Source organism: Streptomyces angustmyceticus, assembly GCF_019933235.1.
GTDB lineage: Bacteria > Actinomycetota > Actinomycetes > Streptomycetales > Streptomycetaceae > Streptomyces > Streptomyces angustmyceticus.
The window spans coordinates 1,444,270-1,460,120 of the sequence record NZ_CP082945.1 but is presented as its reverse complement, the minus strand read 5'-3'; the positions used below and the strand labels follow the sequence as shown (position 1 = coordinate 1,460,120).

13 protein-coding genes are annotated in these 15,851 nt (G+C 74.2%); 3 read left to right on the top strand and 10 right to left on the bottom strand.

Features of this window, described 5'->3' with window-relative positions; all coding sequences use genetic code 11:
• Window positions 1-74: 74 nt before the first annotated feature.
• Window positions 75-1,454, bottom strand: a complete 1,380-nt coding sequence (locus tag K7396_RS06835; RefSeq protein WP_086717043.1) for a cryptochrome/photolyase family protein — start codon at window positions 1,452-1,454, stop codon at window positions 75-77.
• Between the two features lie 53 nt (window positions 1,455-1,507).
• Window positions 1,508-2,617 carry a DUF1266 domain-containing protein gene (locus tag K7396_RS06830; protein WP_223659702.1) on the bottom strand — a complete coding sequence of 370 codons (1,110 nt, stop codon included), beginning with the start codon at window positions 2,615-2,617 and terminating at the stop codon, window positions 1,508-1,510.
• A gap of 101 nt (window positions 2,618-2,718) precedes the next feature.
• On the opposite strand from K7396_RS06830, the gene K7396_RS06825 reads away from it, so the two are divergent.
• Window positions 2,719-3,627 (top strand): class I SAM-dependent methyltransferase, encoded by a 909-nt coding sequence (locus tag K7396_RS06825; protein ID WP_086717042.1) that lies wholly within the window; start codon window positions 2,719-2,721, stop codon window positions 3,625-3,627.
• Between the two features lie 127 nt (window positions 3,628-3,754).
• Here the strand turns inward: K7396_RS06825 and K7396_RS06820 are convergent, their stop codons facing one another.
• From K7396_RS06820 to K7396_RS06800, 5 genes are all read right to left on the bottom strand, one after another.
• The gene (locus tag K7396_RS06820; protein WP_086717041.1) at window positions 3,755-4,546 is read right to left on the bottom strand and encodes a VOC family protein; all 792 of its coding nucleotides are present in this window, start codon (window positions 4,544-4,546) and stop codon (window positions 3,755-3,757) included.
• 203 nt (window positions 4,547-4,749) lie between these two features.
• Window positions 4,750-5,583: an aldo/keto reductase gene (locus K7396_RS06815; RefSeq protein WP_086717040.1), complete on the bottom strand. Its 834-nt coding sequence runs from the start codon at window positions 5,581-5,583 to the stop codon at window positions 4,750-4,752.
• Window positions 5,584-5,624: 41 nt separating this feature from the next.
• Window positions 5,625-6,695, bottom strand: a complete 1,071-nt coding sequence (locus K7396_RS06810) for a hypothetical protein (protein ID WP_086717039.1) — start codon at window positions 6,693-6,695, stop codon at window positions 5,625-5,627.
• A gap of 131 nt (window positions 6,696-6,826) precedes the next feature.
• Window positions 6,827-8,653, bottom strand: coding sequence for an AMP-dependent synthetase/ligase (locus tag K7396_RS06805; protein WP_174886848.1), 1,827 nt, complete (start codon window positions 8,651-8,653; stop codon window positions 6,827-6,829).
• 289 nt (window positions 8,654-8,942) lie between these two features.
• Complete coding sequence (locus tag K7396_RS06800; protein WP_086717037.1) at window positions 8,943-9,806, bottom strand: LysR family transcriptional regulator; 864 nt, start codon at window positions 9,804-9,806, stop codon at window positions 8,943-8,945.
• A 187-nt stretch (window positions 9,807-9,993) separates the two neighbouring features.
• Between K7396_RS06800 and K7396_RS06795 the strand changes: the two genes are divergently transcribed.
• Window positions 9,994-11,058: a bile acid:sodium symporter family protein gene (locus tag K7396_RS06795; RefSeq protein WP_152104331.1), complete on the top strand. Its 1,065-nt coding sequence runs from the start codon at window positions 9,994-9,996 to the stop codon at window positions 11,056-11,058.
• A 46-nt stretch (window positions 11,059-11,104) separates the two neighbouring features.
• On the opposite strand, the gene K7396_RS06790 is transcribed toward K7396_RS06795, so the two are convergent.
• A complete protein-coding gene (locus tag K7396_RS06790) occupies window positions 11,105-13,078 on the bottom strand; it encodes a sialidase family protein (protein ID WP_152104332.1) in 1,974 nt (657 codons plus the stop codon).
• 246 nt (window positions 13,079-13,324) lie between these two features.
• The gene (locus K7396_RS06785; protein WP_086720750.1) at window positions 13,325-14,266 is read right to left on the bottom strand and encodes a quinone oxidoreductase family protein; all 942 of its coding nucleotides are present in this window, start codon (window positions 14,264-14,266) and stop codon (window positions 13,325-13,327) included.
• A gap of 137 nt (window positions 14,267-14,403) precedes the next feature.
• On the opposite strand from K7396_RS06785, the gene K7396_RS06780 reads away from it, so the two are divergent.
• Complete coding sequence (locus K7396_RS06780; protein WP_086720751.1) at window positions 14,404-14,847, top strand: MarR family winged helix-turn-helix transcriptional regulator; 444 nt, start codon at window positions 14,404-14,406, stop codon at window positions 14,845-14,847.
• A gap of 54 nt (window positions 14,848-14,901) precedes the next feature.
• Here K7396_RS06780 and fdhD read toward each other — a convergent pair whose 3' ends face one another.
• Entirely contained in the window at window positions 14,902-15,762 is an 861-nt protein-coding gene (gene fdhD / locus K7396_RS06775) for a formate dehydrogenase accessory sulfurtransferase FdhD (protein ID WP_086720752.1), read from the bottom strand.
• Window positions 15,763-15,851: the final 89 nt, after the last annotated feature.

Below are 15,851 nucleotides of genomic sequence, written 5' to 3'. Positions count from 1 at the left end.
CGGCCGTCCACGACACGTCGGCCGGCCGGGCCCGGGCCCGGTGTGCCGTTCGGGTCATGGCCGCACTACACCCCCTACTCCAGCCCGCGTGCCCGCCGGAACCGTCCCAGCCCGTCCGCCAGGTCGACCACGGGATCGGGATAGTCGTACGCCGCGCGCTCCGGCCCGGTCAGTTTCCAGGGCTGGTGCACCGCGGCGCCCGGGAGGCCGGCCAGCTCCGGTACCCAGCGCCGTACGTACTCGCCCCGCGGGTCGAACCGCTTGGCCTGGACGAGCGGATTGAGCACCCGGTTGGGCCGGGTGTCGGTGCCGGTTCCGGCCACCCACTGCCAGTTGAGCTGGTTGTTCGCCATGTCGCCGTCCACCAGCCAGTCCAGGAAGTGCCGCGCGCCGACCCGCCAGTCCACGTACAGCGTCTTGGTCAGGAAGCTCGCCACCAGCATCCGGGCCCGGTTGTGCAGCCACCCCTCGTGCAGCAGCTGCCGCATTCCCGCGTCGACCACGGGGTAGCCGGTGCGGCCCTCCTTCCACGCCGTCACCTCGGCGTCGTCGTACCGCCAGCGGTCGCCCTTGGTGCGGTAGTCGGCCCGCGCCGCGTCGGGCCGGGCCGCCAGCACCTGGTGGTGGAAGTCCCGCCAGGCCAGTTGCCGGACGAACGCCTCGGCGCCGGCGTCCCGGCGGGCCGACGCCTTGTGCACCAGCTCCACCGGCGACAGGCACCCGAAGTGCAGATACGGCGAGAGCCGCGAGGTGGCATCGCCCGGCAGATCGTCCTGCCGGTCCTGGTAGTCGGCCATGCCCGCGCGCTGCCAGGCCCCGAACCGGCGGCGCCCGGCGCTCTCGCCGCCCTCCGGCAGCGCGGGCGACGGTTTCCCGTCCGGGCACAGCTCCGCCGCCGACGGCACGTCCTTCGACCGCACCCCGTCCGGGACCCGTACGGTCCGCGGGACGGGCAGCACCGACCGCAGCCCCGCCGCCTGCCAGCGCCGGAAGTACGGCGTGAAGACCGCGAAGTGGTCCTTGCCGGGGCCCGAGGGCAGCACCGCGGCCGGCGGCAGCGCCGTGACGACCGCGTCGTGCACCACCAGCGCACGCCCCGCCGCCGCCAGCTCCGCGCCCAGCCGCCGCTCCCTGCGCAGCGCATAGCCGCTCACCCCGGCCGCGAGATGCACCTCCCCGGCCCCGGTCTGCGCCGCCACCCGGCAGGTCTCGGCGACGACGTCCCCCGTACGGATGACCAGCCGACCGCCGCGAGCGCGCAGCCCGGCATCGAGATCCGCCAGCGCACCGGCCAGGAACGCCGCCCGGTTGGGCACCATGAACCCGGCGTCGGCGACCCCGCTGTCGACGACGAACAGCGGTACCACCCGCGTCGCGGAGCGCAGCGCGGCGTGCAGCACCGGCTGATCGTGCAGCCGGAGGTCGGAGCTGAACAGGCAGATCGCTACATCCATGCCCTACGTCTACACCGAACCCGCGCCCCGCGAGCCCCGACGGGCGGCGTCCGTCAGGCGAAGGGCAGTGCGCGCCACGGCGACGACGGGTCCTGGGTGAGGACCCGGTGCAGGTGCACGGCCTCCGCGTACTGCGGGCCGAACCAGCCGTGGTCGAACGCCAGCATCCGGCCCAGCGCGTAGCCGGCGGCGAACTCCTCCCACGAGCCGTACACCTCGCGGGCCCGCGCATGGGCCTGCGCCACGGCGTGCTCGGCCTGCTGCGGTGCGCACAGGCGGGCGCCCAGGCCCCAGCGGACGAGGGCGACGGCATGGGCGTGGTCCAGCGCGACGAGGGAGACGACCCGGCCGTCCGCCGGCAGCAGCCCGTCCGCGCGGAACCGCTCCTCGTACCGGGTCACCAGCTCGGGGACGGCGGGCGGCGGCGCGGCGTCGGGGGTGCCCGCGGCCTTCTCCCCGCCGGCGGCGTCCTCGGCGCCCTCGGCGCCCGGAGCGGTCCGGTCGCGGGCCCTGGCCCGCAGCGCCGCCTCCGTCTCCGCCGGGACGAACTGCCCGCCGAGCAGCTGGTCCAGGCGCTGCTGCCAGGCGGCGGGGTCGGTCACCGACCACTGTTCGCGCAGCGTCCGCGCGTCGGCGTCATGGTCGAGGAAGGCCGTACCGAGCTCGTTCCACGGCACGCTGTGATGCACCGCGATCGGCGCGCCGCACGCCAGCCCTTGCGCCAGGGGGCCGTGCAGCGGGCCCCCGAAGTGGGTGACGAGCAGCCCGCCGGGCCGGGGCCCGATCTGGCCGCGCCGCTGCAGCCAGGCGGCGCGGTGGGCCGGGGAGGCGGCCAGGTACGCGGCGCACGGCGTCCCGGGGTTGACCGCGAGCCGCCACTTGTCGTTCGGCCAGTCCTGCGCCAGCTCGTCGAGCGACACCCGGTCGAAGAACTGCTGCGGCTGCCACGGCGGCAGCATGCCGCGGGTCAGGACGGGAATGCACTTACCACCCGCCGCCGGGTCGTCGTAGACGGGCAGCGGGTCCTGACCCTCCTGCGGTGCCGCCAGATAGAGATCCTCACCGGCGATCGCCGCGATCTGCCCGTCCCAGTCCCCACGCGCCGTCGCTTCGCACAGCCGCCGCTCGGTGTCCGTCGGCGGTATCCATCCCGGAGTAGCCACGGGCCAGACCCTACGATCACGCCGCTCCCCGCCGGAATCCGGGGTTGCCGGAACGGCAACGCGGATTGCACGGGCTCGACCGGTAACGGAGGCTCGATGTCATGAGCAACGACGAACGGCCCGCACCCGGGCACGGCCCCCACGACGAGGGGCAGATCGACTGGGAGGTGGCCGGACCGCTCCTGGAACGCGGCGCCGAACTGCACCTGCCGCTCCACGAGCAGGCCGCGGCCTGGCTGCGGGAACTCCTCGTCGGGCCGGGCGCGGACGGCGGCCAGGGCGTGGACCGGGTGCTCGACGTCGGCAGCGGACCGGGCGTCATCACCTGCCTGCTGGCCCGGGCCTTCCCCGCCGCCGAGGTGGTCGCGGTGGACGCGAGCGCGGCGCTCCTGGAGCGGGCGCACGCCCGTGCCGGGCGCCTCGGCCTCGGCGACCGGGTCCGCACCCATCTCGCCGAACTCCCCGACGGGCTCGACGCCCTCGGCGGCGCCGACCTCATCTGGGCCGCCAGGACCCTGCACCACGTCGGTGACCAGCGGGCCCAGGTCGCCGCCCTCGGCGCCCATCTGCGGCCCGGCGGGCTGCTCGCCGTCTGCGAGGGCGGTCTGACGCCCCGCTTCCTGCCGCGCGACATCGGCATCGGGCGCCCGGGGCTGCAGGCCAGGATCGACGCGGCCTGCGAGGACTGGTTCTGCGAGATGCGCGCGGCGCTGCCCGGCACCGTCGACGACATCGAGGACTGGCCCGCTTTCCTCGCCGACGCCGGTCTGCGCACCCCGTGCACCCGCAGCTTCCTGCTGGACCTGCCGGCCCCGCTGTCCGCCGCCGCGCGCGCCTGCCTCCAGGACACCCTGACCCAGGGTCTCGACCTGTACGGCGACCGCCTGGACGAGGGCGACCGCACCACCCTCGCCCGCCTCGCCGACCCCGACGACGCGGCCGGCATCGTCCGCCGCCCCGACGCCTTCCTGCTGTCCGCGCAGACCGTCCACACGGCACGCGCGCAGTAGTTCACGGCCGGCAGTAGTTCATGGCCGGGAGCCGGGAGCCGGGAGCCGGGAGCCGGGAGCCGGGAGCCGGGAGCCGGGAGCCGGGCGGCGGCGCCCATGACGTCACATCAGTTCGCGACGCCCCTGATCAGCCCTGGTCCATCGGCTTCGGATTGATCACGGCGAAGGTCGCGCCCTGCGGGTCGGTCACCACCGCCATGCGTCCGGCGACCATGTCGAAGGGCTGCTGCAGCGCCGCGCCGCCGGCCGAGGTGATCTTGTCGACGGTGGCGTCGGTGTCCGCCACCGCGAAGTACACCAGCCAGTGCGAGGGGGTGTCGGCCGGCATCTGCTCGGACATCGGCTGCATGCCGCCCACCGGCCGGTCGTTCACCGTCAGGCCGTAGTAGTGCTCGGCGCCCTCCATGGGGGCGCTCTCGATGCCGAAGGCCGCCTTGTAGAACGCGGCGGCGGCGGACGGTTCGGTGGTGTTGAGTTCGTTCCAGATCAGCGCGCCGGACTCGTTGACGATGCCGGCGCCGGGGAAGTCCATCGGCTGCCAGATACCGAACACCGCGCCGGTGGGGTCGGCCGCGATGCACATCCGGCCCAGTGACATCACGTCCGTGACCGGCATCAGCAGCGTGCCGCCGGCCTGGCTCACCGCCTGGGAGGTGGCGCCCGCGTCGGCGGCCGCCAGGTAGCTGGTCCACACGGTCGGCGGCGCGGGCTGGCCGCCCATCGGGACCGCGGCCATGATGCCGGCCACCGGTTTGCCGTTCAGGGTGCAGACGGCGTAGCCCCCGGTCTCCGCGGGCCCGACCTCTCCGGCCCACCCGAAGACCTCGGAGTAGAAGTCGATGGCGGCCTGCTGGTCGGGAGCCGCGAGATCGACCCAGCAGGGCGTCCCGGCCTGGTAGGGAGAGGTGACTTCGGGCATCGTGGCCTCCTCGATGGGGGCACCTCCCATGCCTGGGCACGGGGGAGCAAGGGCGGAGCGCAGGGGCAGGGGCCCCGGTCGGCGGACCGCCGTGACCGCCCCACGCTCACCCTCCACACTTCCTGGCGTCCGCCGGGCCCGCCACTCGGGTACGACGACGGCGCCGCCCGGACGAGCCGGGCGGCGCCGTGCGAGCGGGCCGGTCAGGCCACGTCGAAGGTGGCCGGGTCCGGGCCGAGACGGGTGCCGGTGTCCAGGCGGGCGAGGGTGGCGAGGTCCTCGTCGTCCAGCTCGAAGCCGAAGACGTCGATGTTCTCGGCGATGCGCGAGGGGGTGACGGACTTCGGGATGACGACGTTGCCGAGCTGGAGGTGCCAGCGCAGCACCACCTGGGCGGGCGTCCTGCCGTGCTTGGCGGCGAGCTCGGCGATCGCGGGGTTCTCCAGGAGACCCCTGCCCTGGCCGAGCGGCGACCAGGCCTCGGTGACGATGTTGTGCCGGGCGTGGAAGGCGCGGGACTCGGCCTGCGAGAGCTGCGGGTGCAGCTCGATCTGGTTGACGGCCGGGACGACGGAGGTCTCGCCCATCAGCCGCTCCAGGTGTCCGGGCAGGAAGTTCGAGACGCCGATGGCCTTGGCGCGGCCCTCCGCGTAGATCTTCTCGAAGGCCCGGTACGTCTCGACGTAGAGGTCCTTCGACGGCAGCGGCCAGTGGATCAGGTAGAGGTCCACGTACTCCAGGCCGAGCTTGGCCAGGGAGGCGTCGAAGGCACGCAGGGTGGAGTCGTGGCCCTGTTCGGCGTTCCAGAGCTTGGTCGTGACGAACAGCTCGTCACGGGGGATGCCGGATGCGGCCAGCGCCTTGCCCGTGCCCTCTTCGTTGCCGTAGATCGCCGCGGTGTCGATGCTGCGGTACCCGGCGTCCAGGGCCTGGCCGACGGTGGTGAACGCCTCGTCGTTCTCGACCTGCCAGACGCCGAAGCCGAGCTGCGGCATCGTGACGCCGTTGTTGAGCGTGATGGAGGGAACCTTGCTCACGGGGGAATCGGTCCTTACGTCGGCTTTCTCGTTCACGGATGTCAACGATCATCCGTGGACGCGCATTCCCGCACGGCGCGAAGCGATGCGGACGACAGGGGGTCTTCCCGTGTGCCCGGGGCGGGCGGAGCCGGCACGCCCCGCTCCGAGGCCGCCGGTGCGGGGCCCGCCGCGACGGCCAGTTCGCAGAGGGCGAACGCACCGGCGCAGAGCACCACGAGCCCCGTGCACAGCTCCAGCGCGCCCAGCAGACCGGGCAGGCCGCCGGGGACCGCACCGGCGCCGAAGAGGCCGCCGGCCACCGCCTGCACGAGCCAGGTGCAGCCGCCGCACGCGAAGACCGTGGCACTCCCGGCCCAGGCCAGGGCCAGCGGCGTACGGACCCGGAGCCGGGGCAGCAGGCCGGGCAGGACCAGGAGCACCAGCCCCACGGCGCCCGCGACCGCGTACCCGCCCTGGGCGCAGTCCGAGGCGGCCGAGAGGACCGTGCGGGGCGGCCCACCGGCCGTCGGCGTCCCGGGGCCGGCGCCCGCGCCCCACAGGACACGGACGGTGCCCAGCGCCGCGAGCACCGCGGCCGCGGGCAGCAGGAAGAGCCGCTGCAGCGCCCGGCTGCCGGTACGGGGCAGCGCGCCCAGCGGGCGGCGCAGCAGGGCGCCCCAGCGCTGGTGCGCGTACACCGCGAAGGCCCCGAGCAGGGTGACGGCCTCCACGAGGAAGCCGCCGTAGACGACGCCGAAGACCCATGGCTGGAGGAAGTCGCCGTCGGCCAGCGGGTTGCGGGCACCGGTGACCAGGCCGGTCAGGCTGCCGCCGAGGAGCCCCGTCAGCAGCGGGAGGAGCAGCCCGGCGGCCGCCCACAGGGGGAGGGCCAGCAGCCAGGCCGGGGCGCGGCGGCCGGCCGGGCGGGTGAGGGTGTGGGCCACGACCGCGGCGACGGCGTCGAGGAGGAAGGTGGCGGCGTTGGCCGCGATCCAGGTGGTGCGGCTGAAGCGGGAGGCGTCGACGACGCCGACGTCGAGGCCCAGCACCCACAGGAGTTTGAGGGCGAGGTAGGGCACGCAGGCGACGACCGCGATCCAGCCGAGGCGGGTGAGGCGGCTGCTCTTCATGGCAGCAGCCTCGCCGGGAGCGGTGCGGCGGCCGTCCGGCCCGCGGGCGATCCGGGTCCGCCGGACGGGGGAGGGGCGGCCGGGACGCGGGTGCGGTGGGGGCGCCGCACCCGTGGCGCCCCCACCGTCCGTCACGTCCGGTACAGCGCGTCCACCTCGACCTCGTAGGCCGTCTCGATCGCCTTGCGCTTGAGCTTCAGCGACGGGGTCAGCAGGCCGTGCTCCTCGCTGAACTGGTTGGCCAGTATCCGGAAGGTACGGATCGACTCGGCCTGCGAGACCAGCGTGTTGGCGGCGACCACCGCGCGCCGGATCTCGGTCTCCAGGTCCGGGTCGCGCACCAGGTCGGTCGGCGGCATCTCCGGCTTCTCCCGCATGGCCAGCCAGTGCGCGACCGCCTCCGGGTCCAGGGTCACCAGGGCCGCGATGAACGGCCGGTCGTTGCCGACGACGATGCACTGGGCGACCAGCGGATGCGCCCGCACCCGCTCCTCCAGCCCCACCGGCGAGACGGTCTTGCCGCCGGAGGTGACCAGGATCTCCTTCTTCCGGCCGGTGATCGTCAGATAGCCGTCCTCGTCCAGCGCCCCCAGGTCCCCCGTGGAGAACCAGCCGTCGTGCAGCACGGCGTCGGTCGCCTTGGGGTCGTTGTGGTAGCCGTGGAAGATCTGCCCGCCGTACAGCCAGATCTCGCCGTCCTCCGCGATGTGCACGGTGGTGCCGGGCACGGGGGTGCCGACGGTGCCGAAGCGGGTCCGCTCGGGCGGGTTGGCGGTGGCGGCCGCGGTGCTCTCCGTCAGGCCGTAGCCCTCGAAGATCCGGACGCCGGCGCCGTCGAAGAACAGCCCGAGCCGGCGCTCCATCGCCGAGCCGCCCGACATCGCGTGCCGCACCCGGCCGCCCATCGCCGCCCGGACCTTGCTGTAGACGACCTTGTCGAAGAACTGGTGCTGCATCCGCAGCGCGGCGCTGGGCCCCGACCCGGTGCCGAAGGCCTTGTGCTCCTGTGCCTCGGCGTAGCGGACGGCGATCTCGACGGCCTTGTCGAACGGCCCGGCCTTGCCGTCGGCCTCCGCCTTGCGCCGGGCCGCGGCGAAGACCTTCTCGAAGATGTACGGCACCGCGAGGATGAACGTCGGCCGGAAGGTCTGCAGGTCGGGCAGGAGCGCCCGGGCCGCCAGCTCGGGCTGGTGGCCCAGTTTGACCCGGCCGCGGACCGCGGCGACCTGCACCATCCGCCCGAAGACGTGCGCCAGCGGCAGGAACAGCAGGGTGGCGGCTTCCTCGTCGCCCTTGGAGGTGAAGACCGTCTCGTGGCGCAGCACGATGTTGTCGGCCTCGGCCATGAAGTTGGCGTGCGTGATCACACAGCCCTTGGGGCGGCCGGTGGTGCCGGAGGTGTAGATGATCGTCGCGGTGGCGTCCGGGGTGACGGCCATCCGGTGGCGGTGCACCACGTCGTCGTCGATGTGCGCGCCGGCCGCGGTCAGTTCGGCCACCGGGTCGGCGTCCAGCTGCCACAGCTTGCGCAGCTGCGGAAGCCGGTCGATGACCGAGCCGATGGTCATCGCATGGTCCTCGTGCTCGACCAGGCACGCCGAGACGCCCGCGTTGTGCAGCATCCAGAAGACCTGCTCCGCCGACGACGTCGGATACAGCGGTACGGACTGGACGCCGATCGACCACAGGGCGAAGTCGAACAGGGTCCACTCGTAGCGCGTACGGGACATGATGCCGACGCGGTCGCCGAAGCGGACGCCCTGCGCGAGGAGGCCCTTGGCGAGGGCGAGGACCTCGTCCCGGAACTGCCCGGCGGTGACGTTCTGCCAGTTGCCCGCGTCGTCCTTACGGGCGAAGGCGACGCGCTCGGGATCGGCCTCGGCGTACTCGTAGACGACATCCGCCAGCCCGCCGACCCGGGGCGCGGTCGCCAAAGGTGGGACGGTGAACTCGCGCAATGACCCAGCTCCTCGTGGTGTTGCTCACAAGGCCGCGACCGTACCCCACCGTGACGGCATCCGGCAGAGCCGTACCACGTCGTGAATCGGGCCGCACGGGATCTGGCCAAGCGCCGAAATCGGGTTACTTCGGAGAAGCTTGGACATGATCCAGCCGGTTCGCCGCCGGACGATCACGACGCCGGGACCATATCTGCACCAAATCTCTGCACCTGGCACTGAACGCGCCGGCCGGCCCCGGCGCGGAGCCCGCGGCCAGCGGCTTTTCCGGTGGATCAAGGGCGTGCTCCTAGGGGATCTGCAGCCGGTCGCCGCCCGCCAGGATCGCGTCGGCCAGCGCCTCCGCCGGGCCCCGTGCGGCGCGTTCGGCCCGCCCGTGGAGCAGGACGAACTCCACTCCGCCGAGTTCCGGCAGGCCCGCACGGGAGGAAATCCGGACCAGACCTGGCGGGATCATGCCCCTCGTATGTGCCATGACGCCCAGACCTGCCCGAGTTGCGGCGATCAGTCCGTTGAGGCTTCCGCTGGTGCAGGTGATACGCCATTCCCGGCCCGCCCGCTCCAGCGTCTCCAGCGCGCGGGCGCGGGTGAGCGCGGGCGGCGGGTAGACGACCAGCGGGACCGGGCGCCGCGGATCGAGGCGCAGCCGCTGGGCACCCACCCACACCAGCCGGTCGCGCCACACCAGCCGGCCGCGCGCCTCGTCCGGGCGCCTCTTGGCGAGGACGAGATCGAGCCGCCCGGCCGCCAGCAGCTCGTGCAGGGTCCCCGACAGCTCGACCGTCAGCTCCAGGTCGACCTCGGGGTGCTCCCGGCGGAACTCCTCCAGGACCTCCGGCATCCGGGTCAGCACGAAGTCCTCCGAGGCGCCGAAGCGCAGCCTGCCGCGCAGCCGGGTGCCCGCGAAGAAGCCCGCGGCCCGCTCGTTCGCCTCCAGGATCGTGCGGGCGAAACCGAGCATGGCCTCGCCGTCCTCGGTCAGCTCCACGGCATGGGTGTCCCGGGCGAACAGCCGGCGCCCGGCGGCGTCCTCCAGCTTCCGCACGTGCTGGCTCACGGTCGACTGCCGCAGCCCGAGCCGGTGCGCGGCCTGGGTGAAGCTCAGGGTCTGCGCCACGGCGAGAAAGGTGCGCAACTGCGCGGGGTCGAACACGGGCCCTCCGCTCGGGTGCTGTCGTCCGCTGCCGCCCTCCCCGTGCACCCCCAGCTGCCGGGCATCGCGAAACGGAATAACAGTGACCACGGTAAGAGGGTTTCCCGATTTCCGGTGGGCGCGGCACCCTGGAGGGCCCGTGGCCGTGCCACCCGTACGGGAGCCGTCGAACGACCGAAGAGAGACCATGCGCCGCCCTCTGCCGAAGCTTCCCTCCTGGCTGCTCGTGGACGGCTATGTCCTGGCGCTGGTGGGCACGGTCGCCCTGGCCGCCGTGCTGCCCGCCCGCGGCCCGGCCGCCACCGTCGCCGAGAGCACCTCCACCGGCGCCGTCGCGCTGCTCTTCTTCCTCTACGGCGCCCGGCTCTCCACCCGCGAGGCGATGGCCGGGCTGCGCCACTGGCGGCTCCATCTCACCGTCCTGGCCTGCACCTTCGTGCTCTTCCCGGTGCTCGGACTGGCCGCGCGCGCCCTGGTCCCCGCCGTCCTGCCGCCCGCCCTCCACACCGGGCTGCTGTTCCTGTGCCTGGTGCCGTCGACGATCCAGTCCTCGATCGCCTTCACCTCCCTGGCCCGCGGCAATGTCGCGGCGGCGATCTGCGCGGGGTCGTTCTCCAGCCTCGTCGGCATCGTCGCCACACCGCTGCTGGCGGGCCTCGTCCTGCACGGGAGCGGCGGTGGCTTCTCGGCCGACGCGCTGCTGTCGATCGTCTGCCGGCTGCTGGTGCCGTTCGCGGCCGGGCAACTGCTGCGCCGGTGGGTCGGCGGCTTCCTGGTCCGCCACAGGAAGGCCCTCGGCACGGTGGACCGCGGCTCGATACTGCTCGTGGTCTACACGGCTTTCAGCGCCGGCATGGTCGAGGGCATCTGGCACCAGGTCTCGGCCCCGCGGCTGCTGGGCCTGCTGGGGGTGGAGGCCGTGCTGCTCGCGGTGATGCTGACCGTCACCTCGTACGGCGCGAAGCGGCTCGGTTTCCCCCGCGAGGACCGCATCGCGATCACCTTCGCCGGTTCCAAGAAGAGTCTGGCGACCGGACTGCCGATGGCCAGTGTGCTGTTCGGCGCGCAGGCCGGTCTGGCGGTGCTGCCGCTGATGCTCTTCCACCAGATGCAGTTGATGGTGTGTGCGGTGCTGGCGAAGCGCTACGCCGCCACCGCCCGTCCGGCGGCCGGGACGGCAGCCGCACCGGCGGGGGCCGCGGCCGGTGCGGGGCGCGAGGCCGAGGCCGGGGTGGGCGGGACGCGGGGCTGAGGCCCGCCCGGCGCGCGGGCCGGGCGGGCCGGGGCGGCGCGTCGGCTCAGCTCCGCGCGGCCCCGCGCACCCGGTCCAGCGCCAGCCCCAGGACCAGCGGGGCGCGCACCGGGGCGTTGTCACTGCGGACTTCGGCCAGTTCGGCGTCGGTCAGGGCCCGCCGGTAGACGCGGACCTCGTCCAGCGCGCCGGTGAACTGGGCGCGGCTGTCGGGCCGCTGGCCCAGGTGCACGCCGAAGACCGAGCCCTGGCTCACCGATCCCGGGACATCGGGGACGACACCGGTCTCGCCGCCGTCCACGGTGAGCAGCAGCCGGCCGCCCGTACGGCGCAGCGCGAGATGGTGCCAGCCGCCGTCGTTGTAGCCGTCGTGGGTGACGGCCTGCGCGGTGGCGGCCGGGGCGGCGCCGTCGACGGCGGTGAGGCGGGCGGTGATCCGGTGGTGTCCGGGGTCGCCCTCCACCGCGACCTGCGGGGCCCTGGCGCCCACCCCGCCCATCCACAACAGCGGCTGTTCGCCCGTGGCGGCGTCGTAGCGGAACCACAGGCTGCAGGTGAAGTCGTGGGTGCCCAGGGGAAGGGAGCGGCGGAAGGGGAGGCGTACCGCGTCGTCCGTGCCGTCGAAGGACAGTGCCTGCCCGAAGCGTCCTGCGGTGGTCCGGGCGCCGCCCAGGACGAGGGCCGGCCGGGCGCCGGGGGCGGCGTCGCGGGTGGTGGGGTCCGGACCGCGGCGCGGGCCGAGCCAGTCCTCGGTGAAGCGCGCGAAACGGATCTCGTCCCGGGCGTCGACCGCGCCGCCCTCGTACAGCAGGCCGGTGACGTCGTCGGAGACGGCGACCAGGTCCGAATAGCCGGACCAGTCGGTGGTGACCCGGGCGCCCCGGTCGACGCCCTCCCAAGTGCGGCCCTCGTCCCAGGAGGAGCGGATGGTCATGGTCCGGCGCCGGTCGGGGTCGGCGGGCGCCGCGAACAGGGTGCGGCCGCGGCCGGCGCGCGGGTGCGCCAGCCGCAGCGCCGAGCCCTGCACCATCGGGGAGTAGAGGTCGGGCAGGGCGCGGAACGGCGCGGCGAAGGAGGCGCCGCCGTCGCGGCTGACCGCGGCGGTGCGGTGGCCGAGGTCGGTGCCGTCCTGTTCCCGCCCGTTGACGTAGAGCGTGCCGTCGGAGCGTTCCAGGAGCGTCATCTCCGAGGGCTTCTGACGGAACGTGCCCGCTGCGGCGACGGGCCAGGTGTCCAGCGCGCCGACCCGCCAGGTGGCGCCGCCGTCGTCGCTGTGGACCAGGGCGGCGTGGTTGGCGGTGACCCGGCCTCCCGCGTAGCTCTCGGCGTTGATGCCGAAGACCAGCCGGCCCGCATGCCGTCCGCGGGTGAGCTGGATGCCGTGCACGGGCCCGGTGGCGTACCAGGAGTTCCACCGCGGGGGGCGGAGGGCGGCGGTCAGGTCCCGGGGCGCGGACCAGGTCGCGCCGTCGTCGTCGCTGTACTGGAGGTGCGGGGTGCGATCGCAGGGGACATCGCAGTTGAGGCCGTCGGCGCGGCCCTTGTTGTAGGTCTCGGCGAGCACGATCCGGCCGGTGCGGCGGTCCACGATCGGCGCCGGGTTGCCGTGGGTGTCGCCGTCGCCGTGGTTGACGACCTGGAGCGGGCCCCAGGTCCGGCCGCCGTCGGTGGAGCGCTTGAGGACGAGGTCGATGTCGCCCGCGTCGCCGCAGTCGTGCCGCCGGCCCTCGGCGAACGCGAGCAGGGTGCCGCGTACGGACCGCACGACGGCCGGTATACGGAAGCAGGAGTAGCCCTGTTCCTGGGAGGACTTGAAGAGGATCTGCTGGTCGAAGCCCCCTGCGGGGGACGCCGTCGCGGCGGCACGGGTACGGCCCGACGCCCCGTCAGGCGCGGCCTGCGCGGGAGCGGTCGGCAGGAGGGCGAGGGCGGTGGCGGCCAGTGCGGCGAGCAGGGCCGCGGCGCGCGGTCGCCGGGGTCTGCTGCGGCGGCTGGGGTGTGCGCGGAGAGCTGACGTCATGGTCCGGCCTGCCCTTCGAGGCATCGGCGTCGGGTCATCAGGACATCCCACGTCCTATGTGCATCGCGACGGAAGCTACTGCCGCGTGCGGACCGCGACAAGGAGCGTGCGGCGGTTCTCCGTGCCGCGGGCGTAATTCACTCTCCCGGCCCGCAGGCGCCGTGCCGGGAGCGCCCGTGCGGTGCGAGGGCCGGGAGTGCCCGGTGGGACGGGTGCGCCGCCGATGCCGCCGACGGCCACCGTGCCTCACGGCCGCAGCACCACCTTGCCGAGGTTGGCCCTGGCCTCGATGATCTCGTGCGCCTTCGCGGCCTCGGCCAGGGGGAGTTCGGCGTGCACCGCGGCCCGCAGCCGGCCGGCCCGGGACAGCTCCCACAGCCGCGCCCGGTGCTGCTCGTGCCGCTCCCGGTGGACGGTGGAGAAGCGGCGCATCGTCAGGCCCGTGATGGTCTTGGCGCCCGCCAGCAGCTCGTGCGCCGGGACCGTCCCGCCACCGGAGTTGAAGAAGATCAGCCGGCCGCCGGGAGCCACTGCGGCCAGCGCGCGCGGCAGCAGGTCGCCGCCGACGCCGTCCAGGACGACATCGACCGGCGCGCCCCAGGACTCCTGGTCGTAGACCACTACTTCGTCGGCCCCCAGCCCGTACAGGAACTCCGCCTTGGCGGCCGAGCCGACCGCGGCCACCACCCGCGGCACCCCCTGGAGCTTGGCGAGTTGGACGGCGAGGTGCCCGGTGGCGCTCGCCGCGCCGGTGATCAGTACGGACTCGGCGCCCCGCGGCGCCGCGGTGCTGAGCGCGGCGAGCGCGACCTGGCCGCCGCGCACCAGCGCCACCGCCTCCACGGCACCGGCGTCGTCCGGAATCCGGCTCGCCAGGAAGGCGGGTGCCAGGGCGAGTTCGGCGTAGGAGCCGGTGAGGGTGAGCGAGGTGACGCGGTCGCCGGGGGCGAAGCCGGTGACGTCCGGGCCGAGCGCGACGACCGTGCCGGCGATCTCGCCGCCGGGTGTGGCGGGCAGCGGATCGCCGCCGCCCCTGCCGTCCCCGCGCACCCGCCGTACGCACGGCAGCGTGACGCCGATCGCGTCCGTGCGCACCAGCAGGTCGCCGGGGCCTGGCACCGGCGCCCCGGCCTCCTCGACGCGCAGGACCTCGGGGCCGCCGTAGGTGTGGAAACGGACTCGGCGCATGGGCGGACACCTCCGGGATCGCCGGACGGCACGCGCCGGCCGGGCTTCGTTGGGTACACCAACAATAGCGATATTCATGGGGTGCGCCAATGGTTTTTCGTAGGGCCTGCCAATGGTTTTCTGGGTACGGTGGCCCCATGGCCGACACCCCGTACGCCCCCAGCCGGATCCGCGCGCTCCCCAGCTGGCTGCTGGGCCGCGCCGCCGCCCGCGGTCACCGCCTGGTCGCCGACGCCCTCGCCGCCGAAGGCATGCGGATGATGCACCACGCCGTGCTGTCGGCCGTCGGCGAACTCGGCCCGGTCTCCCAGGCGGAGCTCGGCCGGACGCTGCGCATCGACCCCAAGGACATGGTCGCCATCGTCAACGACCTCCAGCGGGACGGGCTGGTGACCCGCACCCCCGACCCCCGGGACCGGCGCAAGAACGCCGTCGAGATCTCCGCCGACGGCCGCCGGCGGCTGCGCCGCACCCAGCAGCTCGGCGACGAGGCCAACGCGGAGCTGACCGCGGACCTCACCCCCGCCGAACGCGAGCAGTTGGTCGCGCTGCTGACCCGGATCGCGCTGCCGGAGGGGTGAGCCACGGGCGGGGAGGGGCGGCCGCCGCGCCGGCCCGTGCGCCCGTACGCGGCCTCAGCCCGTGGGGGTGGCGGCCTCGGCCGGCAGGGCGAGACGGTGCTCGCCCGCGTACACGTTCATCGAGGAGCCGCGCAGGAACCCGACCAGCGTCAGCCCGGTCTCGGCCGCCAGATCGACCGCGAGCGAGGAGGGCGCCGAGACCGCGGCCAGCACGGGCACGCCCGCCATCACGGCCTTCTGCGCCAGCTCGAACGACGCCCGGCCGGAGACCATCAGCACGCTCGACGACAGCGGCAGCCGCCCCTGTTGCAGCGCCCGGCCGACGATCTTGTCCACAGCGTTGTGCCGCCCCACGTCCTCCCGGATGTCGAGCAGCTCGCCGTCCGTCGTGAACAGTGCCGCGGCGTGCAGCCCCCCGGTCCGTTCGAACACCCGCTGTGCGGCCCGCAGCCGGTCGGGCAGGGCGGCGAGCGTCGCCGGCTCGATACGGAACGGGGCGGCGGGGGAGGCGTCCAGGGGCCAGCGGGTGGTGGTGCGCACCGCGTCCAGGCTCGCCTTGCCGCACAGCCCGCACGACGACGACGTATAGACGTTGCGCTCCAGGGTGATGTCCGGGACCGGGACCCCGTCGGCGAGCCGGACGTCCACGACGTTGTAGGTGTTCTCGCCGTCCGCGGTCGCCCCCGCGCAGTAGACGATGTTCGCCAGGTCGTCGGCGCTCGCCAGGACGCCCTCGCTGACCAGGAAGCCGGCGGCGAGCGCGAAGTCGTCGCCCGGCGTGCGCATGGTGATCGCGAGCGGTTTGCCGCCGAGCCGGATCTCCAGCGGTTCCTCGGCGACGAGGGTGTCCGGGCGGGTGCTCACGGCACCGTCGCGGATGCGGATGACGCGGCGTCGCTCGGTGACCCGTCCCATGTCTGATCAGTCCCGTCCGCACCGGGCCGTGCCCGGTCCCGGTGCTGTCCGTGTGGCGGGCCGGAGCCCGTGGTGCGCAGGCCGCCGCC

Coding starts and splice junctions, on each gene's coding strand:
- K7396_RS06795 (WP_152104331.1), top strand. CDS start 9,994: ATGCGCCGCCCTCTGCCGAAGCTTCCCTCCTGGCTGCTCGTGGACGGC.
- K7396_RS06780 (WP_086720751.1), top strand. CDS start 14,404: ATGGCCGACACCCCGTACGCCCCCAGCCGGATCCGCGCGCTCCCCAGC.
- K7396_RS06835 (WP_086717043.1), bottom strand. CDS start 1,454: ATGGATGTAGCGATCTGCCTGTTCAGCTCCGACCTCCGGCTGCACGAT.
- K7396_RS06825 (WP_086717042.1), top strand. CDS start 2,719: ATGAGCAACGACGAACGGCCCGCACCCGGGCACGGCCCCCACGACGAG.
- K7396_RS06790 (WP_152104332.1), bottom strand. CDS start 13,078: ATGACGTCAGCTCTCCGCGCACACCCCAGCCGCCGCAGCAGACCCCGG.
- K7396_RS06785 (WP_086720750.1), bottom strand. CDS start 14,266: ATGCGCCGAGTCCGTTTCCACACCTACGGCGGCCCCGAGGTCCTGCGC.
- fdhD (WP_086720752.1), bottom strand. CDS start 15,762: ATGGGACGGGTCACCGAGCGACGCCGCGTCATCCGCATCCGCGACGGT.
- K7396_RS06820 (WP_086717041.1), bottom strand. CDS start 4,546: ATGCCCGAAGTCACCTCTCCCTACCAGGCCGGGACGCCCTGCTGGGTC.
- K7396_RS06810 (WP_086717039.1), bottom strand. CDS start 6,695: ATGAAGAGCAGCCGCCTCACCCGCCTCGGCTGGATCGCGGTCGTCGCC.